The sequence below is a fragment of the Halopseudomonas nanhaiensis genome, from assembly GCF_020025155.1.
Classification (GTDB): Bacteria; Pseudomonadota; Gammaproteobacteria; order Pseudomonadales; family Pseudomonadaceae; genus Halopseudomonas; species Halopseudomonas nanhaiensis.
Genome location: NZ_CP073751.1, coordinates 1903838 through 1918382, shown reverse-complemented (window position 1 = coordinate 1918382; position 14545 = coordinate 1903838). Strand labels below are relative to the sequence as shown.

Below are 14545 nucleotides of genomic sequence, written 5' to 3'. Positions count from 1 at the left end.
GAGGTCAGGGTGACGGCGCATCTGACGCGGCAGCGCCAGATGCGTGTATTCAGGACGCCATCGAGGCAATGGGTTTTTCGCGCAGGCCGCGGCGTTCGAGTTGCTGAGACAGTTCAATGAGCTGTTCCCGCATCCAGCGGTTGGCAGGATCCTGATCGGTGCTCTCGTGCCAGAACAGATGCGTTTCGATCGGCGGCACGTCGTCGATCGGCAGTTCTACCCAGTTCAGGCTGTGACGCTTGGCGAAGCGCTCGTGGACGGTCATCACCATGTCGGTGGAGTCCAGTACCAGAGGCGCCATCTGGTAATGCTGTGAGCGCAGCACGACGCGGCGCTGAAGGCCTATCTTGCCCAGCGCCAGATCCACGTGCCCGAGTCCGTTACGGCGGCTGGAAATATGAATGTGCGATTGGGCCAGGTACTCGTCCAGCGAGATTTTTTCCTTGCCGGACAACGGGTGCCCCTTGCGCATCACGCAGACGTAACGGTCCTCGAAGAGCTTGACGTGTCTGACCTGCGTGTCGGTATTTAGCGGGGCATCGATTGCGAAATCAAGACGTCCGGCAGCCAGCTCCTTGGTCGTTTCGCGACGCTTGGTCAGGAAGCTGTCTATATTGACGTTTGGCGCCAGGCGACGAATCCGCGCCGCGAGATGTGGCAGGATCACAGCCTCGGACAGATCGGTCATGCTGATCCGGTAGGTCTTGGTCGCCTGGTCGGGGTTGAAACTGCGACTTTCCTGCACCGATACCCGCAGCAGTTGGAGCGCGTTGCGCACCGGCGTAATGATGTTCTGCGCCATGGGCGTAGGCACCATGCCCTGGGCAGTACGAACGAACAGCGGATCGTTGAACGTTTCGCGAAGACGTGCGAGCGCGTTACTCACTGCCGGCTGAGTGATGCCGACGATCTGTCCGGCACGCGTGAGGTTGGCCTCGGTATAAATCGCATCGAATACAATGAACAGGTTCAGGTCGACTTTGCTGAGGTTCATCGCAGTTTTCCTTCGAAAGAAATGACTCACTTACGAGACATGGCGCTTTGTGTGGGACGTTCAGTATATATCGCTTATGAATCTTTATACACGTGAAAAATAGGTTCGATTTATTCGTCTGCGTCATCTAGCATTTTTTCGTCGCACTCAATAAGTCACCTCATCAAAGGCCAACCACTATGGATTTCGGATATTCCCCCAAGGTTAAAGAATTGCGTGAGCGCGTCGACGCGTTCATGCAGGAGCACGTATTTCCCGCTGAGCCGATCTTCCACAAGCAGGTAGCTGAAGGCGATCGCTGGCAGCCTACCGCCATCGTCGAGGAGCTGAAGGTCAAGGCGCGTGACGCCGGACTGTGGAACCTGTTTCTGCCGGAATCCGACCTGGGCGCCGGCCTGACCAACCTTGAATATGCGCCGCTCGCCGAACTGATGGGTCGCTCGGGGCTGGCGTCTGAAGCCTTCAACTGCAGCGCGCCGGATACCGGCAACATGGAGACCATCGTTCGCTACGGTAATGACGAGCACAAGGAAAAGTGGCTCAAGCCGCTGCTGGCCGGCGAAATCCGTTCCTGCTTCGGCATGACCGAGCCGGGTGTTGCATCTTCCGATGCGACCAACATGCAGGCCAATGCCCGTCGCGAGGGTGACGAGTGGGTGATCAATGGCCGCAAGTGGTGGACATCCGGTGCCTGCGATCCCCGCTGCAAGATCATGATCTTCATGGGTCTGACCAACCCTGAAGCGCCACGTCACCAGCAGCATTCGATGATTCTGGTGCCGATGGACAGCCCCGGCGTCAAGGTCATTCGCCCATTGCCCGTCTTCGGCTATGACGATGCGCCTCATGGCCACGCCGAAGTTCTGCTGGAAAACGTCCGTGTGCCGTACAGCAATGTGCTGCTGGGTGAGGGTCGCGGTTTCGAAATTGCCCAGGGTCGCCTCGGGCCAGGCCGTATTCACCACTGCATGCGTTCCATCGGCGCGGCGGAGCGGGCTCTCGAATTGATGTGCCGTCGTTCGGTAGAGCGTGAAGCGTTCGGCAAGCGTCTTGCCCAGCTTGGCGGCAACATCGATCTGATCGCCGAGTCGCGTATCGAAATCAACCAGGCACGTCTGCTTACCCTGCAGGCGGCCTACATGATGGATACGGTCGGCAACAAGGTCGCCAAGAGTGAGATCGCCCAGATCAAGGTCGTGGCACCCAACGTGGCACTGCGGGTAATTGATCGTGCAATCCAGATGCACGGCGGCGCGGGCGTGTCGGAAGATACTCCGCTGGCTCACATGTACGCCATGCAGCGCACATTGCGCCTGGCAGACGGCCCGGACGAAGTACACCGCGCTGCCATCGGCAAGATCGAGCTGGGCCAGTACATGGCGCGCTAAGGTCGCAAGCTGCATGAAAAAGGCCCGCTTTCGGCGGGCTTTTTTTATGCGTCCGAAGAGGGGTCCTCGACAGACTCATCCCCGAGCACGTCTCGTACATACAGCTGATTGGTCAACACCATCACGGCGGCTGCGAGGGGGGTGGCAAGGATCAGCCCGAGTGTCCCGGCCAGCACGCCGAACAGCAACTGCACGCTGATTGTTACGGCAGGCGGCATTTCGACGATGCGATGCTGCAGCCACGGGGTCAGCAGCCAGCTTTCGACTGCCTGGATGCCTGCGTACAGGCCCAGCACCCACAAAACGGTGTTCATTCCGTCCAGTGACGCGAGCAGGATGGCCGGGATGATCGAGATGATCGGCCCGAAGTTGGGAATGAAAGACAGGAGGCCGGCGATGAGGCCCAGAACCAACGCCAGGTCAATGCCGATAAGCCACAGGCCCAGGGTGGTGAATACGCCAATCACGAGCATCTCCAGCAGCTTTGCCAGCAGCCAGGATTGCAGCGTGCCTCCGGTATGGAGAAGAACCTCACGACCTCGCGACCGATACGACAGCGGCAGCAGGCTGACGAAGCCATTCAGATAGACTGACGGGTTCAGGCTGAAGCAGATCCCGATAATCAGCGCGATGAAAAAGCTGGTAATCGCTCCAAACACCGAAGACATGATGGTGGTTGCCGTGCTCACCACGCCAGTGGTTTCGGTCGCCTCGCGAATGGTATCGCGCTGGCTCATCACCAGTTCCATCCAGCGCGAGTCGCTGGCTCGGCTGGACAGCTGGTCCCAAGCTTTCGGAAGACTCTCGGAGAGCGAGTGGAACTGCTCTACCACGCTGGGGGCCAGAAGGAACACCCCACCAGTCAGGACGGCGGCAAGCACCACAAAGAAGGTGGCCAATGCCGCAGCGTAAGGCATGTGGGTAAGATTGCTGATGCCCTGTCCGGCGCCGTGAAACAGCACGCCGAAGAGGATTGCGGCAAATATCAGAAGGAAAAAATCGAACGCCAGCCAGAACAGCGCCAACATCACGACCACGGCGGCTGCCACGCTGCACCGGACCAGAGTGCGGTGGGCAATGGCTTTCATCGGGTGCGCGCGATCCTGTTCTGCCATGTAACCCCTCCAGTGAATGTCCAGGCGAAGGGCGCCGCCCATTTGCCGTTCAAGCCAATGGACTACGGCCGCGCTGCGACGTTCATTCGAGACCGAAGCGAGAGTCGGGGGAGGGTGGCTGGGAAGTAGATTTCAGGGAAGGCCATCTGCAGGTTGCAGACGGCCCGAGCATCAACGAGCGCGGTAGGTGATACGACCTTTGGTCAGGTCATAGGGGGTCAGCTCGACGCGGACCTTGTCACCGGTCAGGATGCGAATGTAGTTTTTACGCATCTTGCCTGAAATGTGGGCAGTCACGACATGGCCGTTCTCCAGTTCCACCCGGAACATGGTATTAGGCAAGGTGTCGATGATGGTGCCTTCCATTTCAATACTGTCTTCTTTCGCCATTAAGCAAAGGCCTCTCGATTTCGGTTCCACGCGGGCGAATTGGAACGCCACCCGCAAAAAAGGTGAGCAATTGTGCCCTAAAAGTCATCAACAGCCAAGCAAAGCCGGTGGAGAAGGCGGTGCGGGGGGGCATCTTGCGTTGCCGATTGGATCATTCAGACCGTGCCGAGTTCAGTTCACCTGAACCCAGCGCTGGTTGACCAGCATTTCGATCGGTCGATATTCGGTCTTGTAGTTCATCTTGCGACAGTTCTTGATCCAGTAACCGAGATACAACGCAACGAGCCCGGAGCGACGGGCTTCCTCGATCTGCCAGAGGATTGCATACCGCCCCAGGCTGCGGCGCTGCTCGGCTGGCTCGTAGAAGGTGTATACAGCCGACAGCCCATTGAGCATCTGATCGGTGACCGCTACGGCTACCAGCCGCCCATCCAGTCGAAATTCATAAAACAGACTGAAAGGCCATTTGCGTACCAGAAACGAGCTGAACTGTTCCCGGCTGGGCGGGTACATATCGCCGTCCGAATGCCGAGAGTTGATATAACGGGCGTATAGATCGTAGATTTCTTCGTCAATCCGCGGCAGGGTAGCGGTGACCTGGATATCGCGGTTGCGCTTGATGATCCGCTTTTGCGACGCAGTCGGCTCGAATGCGTCCGCGGGGATGCGAGCCGGGACGCAAGCGGTGCAGGTTCTGCAGTGCGGTCTGTAAAGGTGGTCGCCGCTGCGCCGGAATCCCAGCTCGGAAAGCTGGCTGTAGGTAGTCAGGTCGATCGGCTTCTGAGGGTCAAGAAACAGCGTCGTCGCCTGCTCGTCCGGCAGGTAGCTGCAGGTATGCGGCTGCGTCGCGTAGAACTTCAGGTGAGCCAGATCGGTCATGTAGCGCTTCTCGCTGCCATTTTTCTTTCAGGCAAGTATAGATTTTGTTCGCGTTCGATCAACTTGCCCGTTGGTCCGCGTGCCAATGGTCGGCCACGGCTTCGTTGCAATGCAGATCAAGCTCACGTCTAAACGCTTCGCGGCTGATCGATCGAGCGCCAAGGCTGAAAAGATGATCGGTTGGCATCTGGCAGTCGATCAGTTCGAAACCCCAGCCGTGCAATCGTTCCACCAGGTGGATAAAGGCGAGTTTGGACGCATTGCTGGTGCGGCTGAACATTGACTCGCCGAAGAAGACCCGGCCGAGCGCGACGCCGTAGAGACCGCCCACGAGGGCCTGACCATCCCAGACTTCTACCGAGTGCGCATGCCCCAGGCGATGCAGATCGCAATAAGCGTCCAGCATCTCGGCGGTGATCCAGGTGGCGTCGGTGTAATCACGAGGCTCGGCACAGCCGCGCATCACCGACATGAAAGCGCGATCATAGCTGACGCTTAAAGTGGTCTGACGCATGAATTTGCGCATGCTGCGCGATACATGCAGCGACGCGGGGAACACGACGGTTCGCGGGTCAGGGCACCACCACAGGAGCGGTTGACCGTCCTGATACCATGGAAAGATGCCCTGGCGATAGGCACTGAGAAGCCGGGGTACGGACAGATCCCCGCCGATGGCCAACAAGCCATTCGGGTCCGCCAGGGCGCGGGCGGCTGGCGGAAAATCGATGGTGTCGGGACGCAGCCAGGTCAGTTGGCTCATTAACATGCCTTAGGTCGCAAGAACGCTTCTAAATGGTTTATCAAGAAAACGATATAAGTTATTGTCGCTGATCAAGATAGTTCCTTTGCCGGGCAAAGCGCAAACTGCTTGCTCCAGGCAAAACCGCCAGCGAGCCGGTCACCGTTAAGGCGCCCGACCGGTGGCGATTGTTCATTCGCGCTACGCACACCTTACAATAGCGGCTGGAAAATTAATGGAAGCCAGGATTTTGAAGGACAACCAAGCCAAGAAAGCGCACATCGCCTGGCGTGAACAGCTCAGTCTGCGCTTGCGCGAAGGGGCTCTGCTGGCAATGATCGCGCTGTGCCTCTATCTGTGCATGGCGCTGTTCACCTATAGCACGGCCGATCCTGGTTGGACTCGCAGTGGAGACGTTGCCGATGTGCAGAACGCCGGCGGCCGCATGGGTGCATGGATCGCCGATGTACTGCTGCTGGTGCTGGGTTATCTCGCATTCCTGTTTCCGCTGATCGTTGCCGTGAAAGTGTGGCAGATGTTTCGTCGCCGTCATCTTCCTTTCATCTGGAATGGCTGGCTGTTTTCATGGCGGCTCATCGGCTTTGTACTCACCGTTTTTGCCGGCACCGCTCTCGGCGCGCTACACGGGACGGCTCCCGACAGCTTCCCGGATGGTGCCAGCGCCGGCGGTGTGCTGGGGCAGTTGCTGCGCGATCTGGCTTATCCGGTGCTGAACATGCAGGGCAGCACTCTGCTGTTCCTGACGCTGTTCCTTTTTGGTCTGACCGTGTTCACCAACCTGTCCTGGTTTCGCGTCATGGATATCACCGGGCGGTTGACGCTGGATCTGCTGGATCTGCTGCGCCGCGGGTGGAACGCATGGCAAGGTCGGCGGGAGTCAGGGCGGACGGAACGCGACGTAGCGGGGCGCCCGGGGTCGGCTGCCGTGGCACGACCTGCCCAACGTACCGAGCCCGTGGTCAACGTCGAGGAGCAACGGCGGGCGGAGGCTTCCAGAGCTCAGCGCCAGGAGTCACTTGCCCGGCATGTTGCTGCACAGGAAAAACGCCAGCCCCCGGAGATTGTCCCGCCTGAGGCCAAGCCTGCCGAAGCCAGCGTACGCCTGCACAAGGAAAAGCAGTCTCGCCTGTTCACCGATTCGGTGGAGCCGGGCTCGCTGCCGCCGATATCGTTGCTGGATCCAGCGAGCAAGAAACAGAAGGGCTTCTCGCCGGAGTCGCTCGAAGGCATGTCGCGTCTTCTCGAGCTCAAACTCAAGGATTTCGGCGTAGAAGCGTTGGTCGAGAAAGTGCAACCGGGGCCGGTTATCACCCGGTTCGAAATTCAGCCTGCTGCCGGCGTCAAGGTCAGCAAGATCTCCAACCTCGCCAAGGATCTGGCGCGTTCGCTGGCGGTTATCAGCGTTCGAGTGGTGGAGGTCATCCCGGGCAAGACCACGGTGGGTATCGAAATTCCCAACGAAGATCGCGAGATCGTGCGTCTGTCCGAGGTGCTCGAAACCCGCGAGTTCGACGAGGCACAGTCCCCGGTGACGTTGGCGCTCGGGCACGACATTGGTGGTCATCCGATCATGGCCGATCTGGCCAAGATGCCGCACCTGCTGGTCGCCGGTACCACCGGCTCGGGCAAGTCGGTGGGCGTCAATGCGATGCTCCTGAGTATCCTTTTCAAATCGCATCCGGAGGAGGTGCGGTTGATCATGATCGATCCGAAGATGCTCGAGCTATCGATCTACGAAGGTATCCCGCATTTGCTGACGCCAGTCGTGACCGACATGAAAGAGGCGTCGAACGCGCTGCGCTGGTGCGTGGCGGAGATGGAACGGCGTTACAAGCTGATGGCGGCGATGGGCGTGCGTAACCTGGCGGGATTCAACCGCAAGGTCAAGGATGCCCAGAAAGCCGGTACGCCCTTGACGGACCCGTTGTATCGTCGCGAGTCGATGGATGATATTCCGCCGGAGCTGGAAAGCCTGCCAATCATCGTTGTGGTGATCGACGAGTTCGCCGACATGATGATGATCGTGGGCAAGAAGGTCGAGGAACTGATCGCCCGTATTGCTCAGAAGGCTCGCGCCGCGGGGATCCATCTGGTCCTGGCGACGCAACGTCCATCGGTCGATGTCATCACCGGCCTGATCAAGGCGAATATCCCCACCCGAATGGCGTTCCAGGTTTCAAGCAAGATCGACTCGCGCACCATCCTCGACCAGGGCGGCGCCGAACAGTTGCTCGGTCATGGCGATATGCTCTACATGCCGCCGGGCACCAGCCTGCCAATGCGTGTTCATGGGGCGTTCGTATCCGATGACGAGGTGCACCGTCTGGTTGATGAGTGGAAGAAGCGCGGCGCGCCGAACTATATCGAGGATATTCTCGCCGGTGCCGACGAGGGCGGTGGAAGCTACGAAAGTGGCGGCGGCGGTGTCGACGGTGATGCCGAAGAAGATGCGCTGTACGATGAAGCCGTACGTTTCGTTACCGAAAGCCGACGCGCATCCATCTCTGCAGTACAACGCAAGCTCAAAATCGGCTATAACCGCGCTGCAAGGATGATCGAATCCATGGAGATGGCCGGGGTCGTGACCCCGATGAACACAAATGGCTCGCGTGAAGTCATCGCGCCGCCACCCATTCGCGATTAGCGGAGACACGTCTACATCATGCTCAAAACCCTGTTGCGCTCTACCGTTGCGGCCGTCTGTCTGTTGGCGACACCCCTCGTCGCCCTGGCCGACGAGGCACACGCTGCAGCCCGGCTCAACGAATTGCTCTCGAAGGCCCGTACCATCACCGCTGATTTCTCGCAGATGACGTTGAGTTCCAACGGCGCCAACATGCAGGACACCACCGGAACCATGGTGGTCAAGCGCCCCGGCATGTTCCGCTGGCACACCAACCCGCCGCTCGAGCAGGAACTGGTATCCAATGGCGAAACCATCTGGCTGTATGACCCGGACCTGATGCAGGTCACAGTGCAGAAGATGGACCAGCGTCTGACCCACACCCCCGCGTTGCTGCTGTCAGGTGATGTCAGCACGCTGCAGGAGAACTTCACCATTGCGCTCACCGAAGGCGGCAACGTGCTGGATTTCGTGCTGACACCCAAGGCGAACGATTCGATGTTCGATTCGCTGCGGCTGTCATTTCGTGACGGGGTCATCAATGACATGCAGATGAGTGATCCGGTCGGCCAGCGTACCAACATCCTGTTCCAGAACGTTCAGCTCAACCCGAGCGTCGACAAGGACCTGTTCACCTTCGACATCCCTGATGGGGTCGATGTGATCAGCGAGTGAGCATGGGCCTGTTCCCGGACCAGGCCGCCCATCAACCCCTGGCCGCGCGCATGCGGCCGGCGACACTCGACGAGTACGCGGGCCAGGCGCACCTGCTTGGCCCGGGTCGGCCGTTGAGAGTTGCGCTGGAGCAGGGCGCACTGCATTCGATGATCTTCTGGGGGCCTCCGGGCGTCGGCAAGACCACGCTGGCCCGGCTGCTGGCTACACTCGCCGACGCGCATTTTGTGACCATCTCCGCGGTACTGGCGGGGGTGAAGGACATACGCCAGGCAGTAGACGTTGCCCGTCATCAGGCTGCGCAGAGCGGACGTCAGACCATACTCTTCGTTGACGAAGTGCATCGCTTCAACAAGGCGCAGCAGGACGCGTTTCTGCCCTATGTCGAAGACGGCACGCTGCTGTTCATTGGCGCCACGACCGAAAATCCTTCATTTGAACTGAACAATGCGTTGCTTTCGCGAGCTCGCGTATATGTATTGAAGTCGCTGGACGACGAAGCCCTGAGCGTCTTGCTCGACCGCGCCCTGGCCGATGTCGGGCGAGGACTCGGTCAGCATCGGTTGAGCCTGGCTGACGAAGCCAGACGCATCCTGCTCAGTGCCGCGGACGGAGACGCTCGGCGTTTGCTCAACCTGCTGGAAATCGCCGCGGATCTGGTCGCAGACGGCGGAGTGATCGATACCTCTCTGGTGAGCGATCTGCTCAATGACACCAGCCGCCGCTTCGATAAAGGCGGCGAAGCCTTTTACGACCAGATATCGGCGCTGCACAAATCGGTGCGCGGTTCCAATCCGGACGCCTCCCTATACTGGTTCGTCCGCATGCTCGATGGCGGCTGCGATCCTCTGTATATCGCACGTCGAGTGGTCCGGATGGCGAGTGAGGAAGTCGGCAATGCCGATCCGCGGGCACTGGAACTGTGCCTGAACGCCTGGAATGTACAGGAACGTCTGGGCAGTCCCGAGGGCGAGCTTGCGGTCGCCCAGGCCATTGTCTATCTCGCCTGCGCACCGAAGAGCAACGCCGTGTACAGCGCCTACAACGCTGCGCGGGCCGATGTCGCCGGACAGCCTTCCTACGAACCGCCGCTGCATCTTCGCAATGCACCGACCAAGCTCATGAAGGAGCTGGGCTACAGCGAGGGTTATCGTTACGCCCATGACGAACCTGAAGCCTATGCCGCTGGCGAAGATTACTTTCCCAGCGAACTCCAGCCCCGCCAGTACTACAAGCCGGCCAACCGCGGGCTCGAACAGAAGATTGCCCAGAAGCTCGAGTACCTGCGCAACCTGGATGCGCGCAGCAGCCGAAAAAGGAGAGAGTGATGCTGACCAAGACCTTGCTGGTCGTGGCGCTGGGAGGCTCGCTCGGCGCGCTGTCGCGTTATGGTCTGGCTCAGTGGGTAACCGCGACCTGGCCCAGGGCGTTTCCGCTGGGGACTTTTGCCGTCAACCTGCTTGGGTGCCTTGCGATCGGTATACTATATGGTCTGTGGTTGGCACGTCCTGAAGCCTCGCCACTGCTGCGCCAGGGTCTGATCGTCGGATTCCTCGGCGCGTTTACTACATTTTCCACGTTCTCTCTCGACACCCTGCGCCTGATGGAGAGCGGCGAGAGCCTCATGGCTCTGGGATACATTCTGCTCAGCGTGTGCGTGTGTCTGCTCGCCACCTGGGCCGGCCTGGCTTTGACGCGTTAGTTGGCCGGGCTGCCACCTGCAACCGATAAGTGATGACACATGCTTGACCCGAAACTGGTTCGTAGCCAACCGCAACTGATCGCTGAACGCCTCGCCCAGCGCGGCTTCACCCTGGACGTCTCGACGCTCGAATCGCTCGAGTCACGGCGCAAGACGGTACAGACGCGCACCGAAACCCTCCAGGCCGAGCGCAACAGTCGGTCCAAGACGATCGGGCAGGCCAAGGCCAGAGGGGAGGACATTCAACCGCTGCTGGCCGATGTCGATCGTATGGGCGATGAGCTCAACGCCGCCAAACAGGAACTCGACGCCATCCAGTCCGAATTGGACGCGCTGCTGTTGACCATCCCCAATCTGCCGGACGAGAGCGTGCCGATAGGCGTTAGCGAGGAGCAGAACGTCGAGATTCGCAGCTGGGGCACACCCCGTACCTTCGATTTCGAGGTCAAGGACCACGTCGCGCTTGGTGAGCAATATGGCTATCTGGACTTCGAGACGGCAGCGAAGCTGTCGGGAGCCCGATTCGCGTTGATGCGCGGCCCGATCGCCCGGCTGCATCGTGCGCTGGCCCAGTTCATGCTGGACCTGCACGTGAACGAACATGGTTACGAAGAGGTGTACACGCCTTACCTGGTTCAGGCCGAAGCCCTGCAAGGTACCGGACAGCTGCCCAAGTTCGAGGAAGACCTGTTCAAGGTTCCGCGCGGTGAAGATCAGCGGGACCTGTATCTGATTCCTACTGCAGAAGTATCGCTGACCAACATCGTCAGTGGAGAGATTCTCGACGCCGGCAAATTGCCGATGCGCCTGACTGCGCATACGCCGTGTTTTCGCAGTGAAGCAGGATCCGCCGGCCGCGACACGCGCGGCATGATACGTCAGCATCAGTTCGACAAGGTCGAAATGGTGCAGATCGTGCGGCCGGACCAGTCCATGCAGGCGCTCGAGGAACTCACCGGCCATGCCGAAGACATCCTCCAGCGGCTCGAGCTGCCTTACCGTACGCTGGCTCTGTGCACCGGTGACATGGGCTTTGGCGCGGTCAAGACCTACGATCTCGAGGTGTGGGTTCCGAGCCAGGGCAAGTACCGGGAAATCTCGTCCTGTTCCAACTGCGGTGATTTCCAGGCGCGGCGCATGCAGGCTCGCTGGCGCAATCCCGAAACCGGCAAACCGGAACTGGTCCATACGCTCAACGGTTCCGGACTGGCTGTCGGGCGTACGCTCGTGGCCATTCTGGAGAACTATCAGCAGGCCGATGGCAGCGTCACGGTGCCGCCGGTGCTGCGCGGCTATATGGGCGGTGTCGGAAAAATCGGCTGATCGGCTGCAGTCTTCCGGGGCGCACTGCGCCTTCACGCCAACTGACGAGGCAAGCTGAACATGGAATTCCTGCCGCTGTTTCACAACCTGCAGAGCCGGCTGGTTCTGGTGGTGGGTGGAGGCGAAATTGCGCTGCGCAAGGCGCGGCTGCTCACGGAGGCGGGCGCCAGGTTGCGTGTGGTCGCGCCGGAAATCGAACCGCAGCTGGCCGCGCTGGTCGAGCAGGGCGGTGGCCATAGCGAGATGCGGGGGTATCGGGCAACCGATCTGGATGATGTGGTTCTGGCTATTGCGGCTACCGATGACGAGGCGTTGAACGCGCGGGTGTCTGCCGAAGCCCAGGCCAGGAACCTGCCGGTCAATGCGGTCGATGCACCGGAGCTCTGCACGGTCATCTTTCCTGCCATCGTCGATCGATCGCCCCTGATCATCGCTGTGTCCAGCGGCAGCCATGCACCGGTCCTGGCGCGGTTGACGCGAGCCCGAATCGAGACGCTGTTCCCGCACAGCTATGGTCGTCTGGCGCAGTTGGCCAAACGATTCCGCAGCCAGGTCAAGGCGGCCTTCCCGAAGATCAACCAGCGTCGGGTGTTCTGGGAAAACGTCTTTCAGGGAGACATCGCCGAGCGTGTGTTTGCAGGGCAGGAGCAGGCCGCCGAACGCTTGCTTGCAGAGCGCCTCGCAGAGCAGGCGGGGCAGAGTTATAGCGGCGAGGTGTATCTGGTCGGTGCGGGCCCCGGTGACCCGGACCTGCTTACATTTCGCGCGCTGCGACTGATGCAGCAGGCTGACGTGGTGCTCTACGATCGACTCGTGGCGCCGGCTATCGTCGATCTCTGCCGGCGCGACGCGGACCGCATCTACGTGGGCAAGGCTCGCGCCGAGCATGCTGTGCCGCAGGAGGAGATCAACCAGCTGCTGGTCAAGATGGCCAGGCAGGGCAAGCGTGTGCTCCGGCTCAAAGGCGGCGATCCTTTCATATTCGGCCGAGGCGGGGAGGAAATCGAAGAGCTCGCCGAACACCACATTCCGTTTCAGGTGGTCCCCGGCATCACCGCCGCCAACGGTTGCTCCGCCTATGCAGGTATCCCTCTGACGCACCGCGACCACGCCCAGTCAGTGCGCTTCGTCACGGGGCACTTGAAAAACGGCACCACCGATCTTGCCTGGGCGGACCTGGTCGCGCCTGGACAGACGCTGGTCTTCTACATGGGCCTGGTTGGTTTGCCCGAGATTTGCGCGCGACTCCTCGAATACGGTCGCTCTCCGCACACACCCGTCGCTCTGGTGCAGCAGGGGACGACCAGCAACCAGCGGGTCTGGGTTGGCACACTCGCGGACATGCCGGAACGGGTTGCCCGTGAGGAAATCAAACCACCCACGCTGATCATCGTCGGCGAGGTGGTCAGCCTTCGCGAGAAGCTGAAATGGTTCGACCCGCAACAGCAGGACGCCTCCGGAGGTGTGTTGTGACGGCACGTCGAAACAGTCATCCGGGGACGAGGTCCGTGAGTACATGCTGAAGGGCAAGATGAAGGGCAGAAAGCTGGCACGCAAACTGGTGGTGCGCCGCGGCAAGAAGGCGGGCGCTGCACCCGGTACGCTGGTTCACATCGGCCGCGAATACGATACCGCGGTACCAATGCGTCTGATCGAATACGATGACGACGAGTATGAAGATGTCGACGAAGTGGATGCACAGCGTATCGGCCAGCTTCGCGAGCCCGGCAAGGTTTCGTGGCTCAATGTGGACGGGGTGCACAAACCTGATCTGATCGAGACCCTGGGCAAGGAGCTCGGTTTGCATCCTCTGGTGATGGAGGACATCGTCAACACGGATCAGCGCGCGAAGGTCGAAGATTACGAAGGCTATCTCTACATCGTGCTTCGCATGCTCCGGTTCGATCCTCAGGAAAACGAAATACTGTCCGAACAACTGAGTCTCGTCCTGGGCCCTCACTTCGTACTGTCCGTGCAGGAACACCCGGGCGATGTGTTCGAGACGGTCCGCGATCGACTCAAGACCGGACGGCGCATCCGCTTCATGCAGGCCGACTATCTGGCCTACGCGCTTCTGGACGCTGTAGTGGACCATTATTTCGTCATGCTCGAGGAGCTCGGAGACCAGATCGAAGCATTGGAGGATGAGCTTGTTGTCACGGCCACCCCGGAGACGCTGGAGAAAATTCATCACTACAAGCGTGAAATGCTGCTGCTGCGCAAATCGGTATGGCCGCTTCGCGAAGTGCTCAGCCGACTGAGCCGTGACGACAATCCGCTTATCGCGCCGGAAACCCGGGTATTCCTGCGCGACGTCTACGACCACACCATTCACGTTATCGAGACGGTGGATACCTTTCGCGAATTGTTGGTGGGGATGCTCGATGTGTACCTTTCGAGTGTCAGCAACCGGATGAACGAAGTGATGAAGGTCCTGACCATCTTCGCCACACTGTTCATGCCGTTGACCTTCATTGCCGGGGTCTACGGCATGAATTTCGAATACATGCCGGAGCTGGAATGGCGATTCGGCTATCCGGCAGTGTGGGGAGTCATGATCGTGACGGTGATCGGTCTGCTGGTGTTCTTCCGGCGCCGGGGCTGGCTATCCCTGTAGGTAGTGCATGGCCTGTCAGCATGGATGTTTCCGACCTGAGGCTGACAGGCGCGACGATCCGGACCCTCACACTCCGCAA

13 protein-coding genes are annotated in these 14545 nt (G+C 60.0%); 8 read left to right on the top strand and 5 right to left on the bottom strand.

Features of this window, described 5'->3' with window-relative positions; genetic code table 11:
• Positions 1-49: 49 nt before the first annotated feature.
• A complete protein-coding gene (locus KEM63_RS08655; RefSeq protein WP_223650737.1) occupies positions 50-994 on the bottom strand; it encodes a LysR family transcriptional regulator in 945 nt (314 codons plus the stop codon).
• A gap of 179 nt (positions 995-1173) precedes the next feature.
• Between KEM63_RS08655 and KEM63_RS08650 the strand changes: the two genes are divergently transcribed.
• A complete protein-coding gene (locus tag KEM63_RS08650) occupies positions 1174-2382 on the top strand; it encodes an acyl-CoA dehydrogenase (RefSeq protein ID WP_223650735.1) in 1209 nt (402 codons plus the stop codon).
• A gap of 44 nt (positions 2383-2426) precedes the next feature.
• On the opposite strand, the gene KEM63_RS08645 is transcribed toward KEM63_RS08650, so the two are convergent.
• The 4 genes from KEM63_RS08645 to aat form a co-directional block, all read right to left on the bottom strand.
• Positions 2427-3497 (bottom strand): AI-2E family transporter, encoded by a 1071-nt coding sequence (locus tag KEM63_RS08645; RefSeq protein ID WP_223650733.1) that lies wholly within the window; start codon positions 3495-3497, stop codon positions 2427-2429.
• A 171-nt stretch (positions 3498-3668) separates the two neighbouring features.
• Entirely contained in the window at positions 3669-3887 is a 219-nt protein-coding gene (infA, locus tag KEM63_RS08640; RefSeq protein ID WP_080050557.1) for a translation initiation factor IF-1, read from the bottom strand.
• A gap of 171 nt (positions 3888-4058) precedes the next feature.
• A complete protein-coding gene (locus tag KEM63_RS08635; RefSeq protein WP_223650731.1) occupies positions 4059-4766 on the bottom strand; it encodes an arginyltransferase in 708 nt (235 codons plus the stop codon).
• Between the two features lie 58 nt (positions 4767-4824).
• Complete coding sequence (aat, locus tag KEM63_RS08630) at positions 4825-5526, bottom strand: leucyl/phenylalanyl-tRNA--protein transferase (protein ID WP_223650729.1); 702 nt, start codon at positions 5524-5526, stop codon at positions 4825-4827.
• Positions 5527-5740: 214 nt separating this feature from the next.
• Between aat and KEM63_RS08625 the strand changes: the two genes are divergently transcribed.
• From KEM63_RS08625 to corA, 7 genes are read left to right on the top strand one after another with little or no spacing between them, the layout of a single operon-like run.
• Positions 5741-8170 (top strand): DNA translocase FtsK, encoded by a 2430-nt coding sequence (locus KEM63_RS08625; RefSeq protein ID WP_223650727.1) that lies wholly within the window; start codon positions 5741-5743, stop codon positions 8168-8170.
• Positions 8171-8188: 18 nt separating this feature from the next.
• The gene (gene lolA / locus KEM63_RS08620; protein ID WP_223650725.1) at positions 8189-8824 is read left to right on the top strand and encodes an outer membrane lipoprotein periplasmic chaperone LolA; all 636 of its coding nucleotides are present in this window, start codon (positions 8189-8191) and stop codon (positions 8822-8824) included.
• A gap of 2 nt (positions 8825-8826) precedes the next feature.
• A complete protein-coding gene (locus tag KEM63_RS08615; RefSeq protein ID WP_223650722.1) occupies positions 8827-10152 on the top strand; it encodes a replication-associated recombination protein A in 1326 nt (441 codons plus the stop codon).
• Positions 10153-10154: 2 nt separating this feature from the next.
• Entirely contained in the window at positions 10155-10526 is a 372-nt protein-coding gene (gene crcB / locus KEM63_RS08610) for a fluoride efflux transporter CrcB (protein ID WP_423747856.1), read from the top strand.
• Positions 10527-10565: 39 nt separating this feature from the next.
• On the top strand, positions 10566-11849 hold the full coding sequence (serS, locus tag KEM63_RS08605; protein WP_223650718.1) for a serine--tRNA ligase: 1284 nt from the start codon (positions 10566-10568) through the stop codon (positions 11847-11849).
• Positions 11850-11909: 60 nt separating this feature from the next.
• Positions 11910-13322, top strand: a complete 1413-nt coding sequence (gene cysG, locus KEM63_RS08600) for a siroheme synthase CysG (RefSeq protein ID WP_223650715.1) — start codon at positions 11910-11912, stop codon at positions 13320-13322.
• A 58-nt stretch (positions 13323-13380) separates the two neighbouring features.
• Positions 13381-14466 carry a magnesium/cobalt transporter CorA gene (gene corA / locus KEM63_RS08595; RefSeq protein ID WP_223650713.1) on the top strand — a complete coding sequence of 362 codons (1086 nt, stop codon included), beginning with the start codon at positions 13381-13383 and terminating at the stop codon, positions 14464-14466.
• Positions 14467-14545: the final 79 nt, after the last annotated feature.

Bases quoted from the DNA above. Each gene is read 5' to 3' on its own strand.
- KEM63_RS08655 (WP_223650737.1), bottom strand. From the start codon at position 994: ATGAACCTCAGCAAAGTCGACCTGAACCTGTTCATTGTATTCGATGCG.
- KEM63_RS08650 (WP_223650735.1), top strand. From the start codon at position 1,174: ATGGATTTCGGATATTCCCCCAAGGTTAAAGAATTGCGTGAGCGCGTC.
- KEM63_RS08645 (WP_223650733.1), bottom strand. From the start codon at position 3,497: ATGGCAGAACAGGATCGCGCGCACCCGATGAAAGCCATTGCCCACCGC.
- infA (WP_080050557.1), bottom strand. From the start codon at position 3,887: ATGGCGAAAGAAGACAGTATTGAAATGGAAGGCACCATCATCGACACC.
- KEM63_RS08635 (WP_223650731.1), bottom strand. From the start codon at position 4,766: ATGACCGATCTGGCTCACCTGAAGTTCTACGCGACGCAGCCGCATACC.
- aat (WP_223650729.1), bottom strand. From the start codon at position 5,526: ATGAGCCAACTGACCTGGCTGCGTCCCGACACCATCGATTTTCCGCCA.
- KEM63_RS08625 (WP_223650727.1), top strand. From the start codon at position 5,741: ATGGAAGCCAGGATTTTGAAGGACAACCAAGCCAAGAAAGCGCACATC.
- lolA (WP_223650725.1), top strand. From the start codon at position 8,189: ATGCTCAAAACCCTGTTGCGCTCTACCGTTGCGGCCGTCTGTCTGTTG.
- KEM63_RS08615 (WP_223650722.1), top strand. From the start codon at position 8,827: ATGGGCCTGTTCCCGGACCAGGCCGCCCATCAACCCCTGGCCGCGCGC.
- serS (WP_223650718.1), top strand. From the start codon at position 10,566: ATGCTTGACCCGAAACTGGTTCGTAGCCAACCGCAACTGATCGCTGAA.
- cysG (WP_223650715.1), top strand. From the start codon at position 11,910: ATGGAATTCCTGCCGCTGTTTCACAACCTGCAGAGCCGGCTGGTTCTG.
- corA (WP_223650713.1), top strand. From the start codon at position 13,381: ATGAAGGGCAGAAAGCTGGCACGCAAACTGGTGGTGCGCCGCGGCAAG.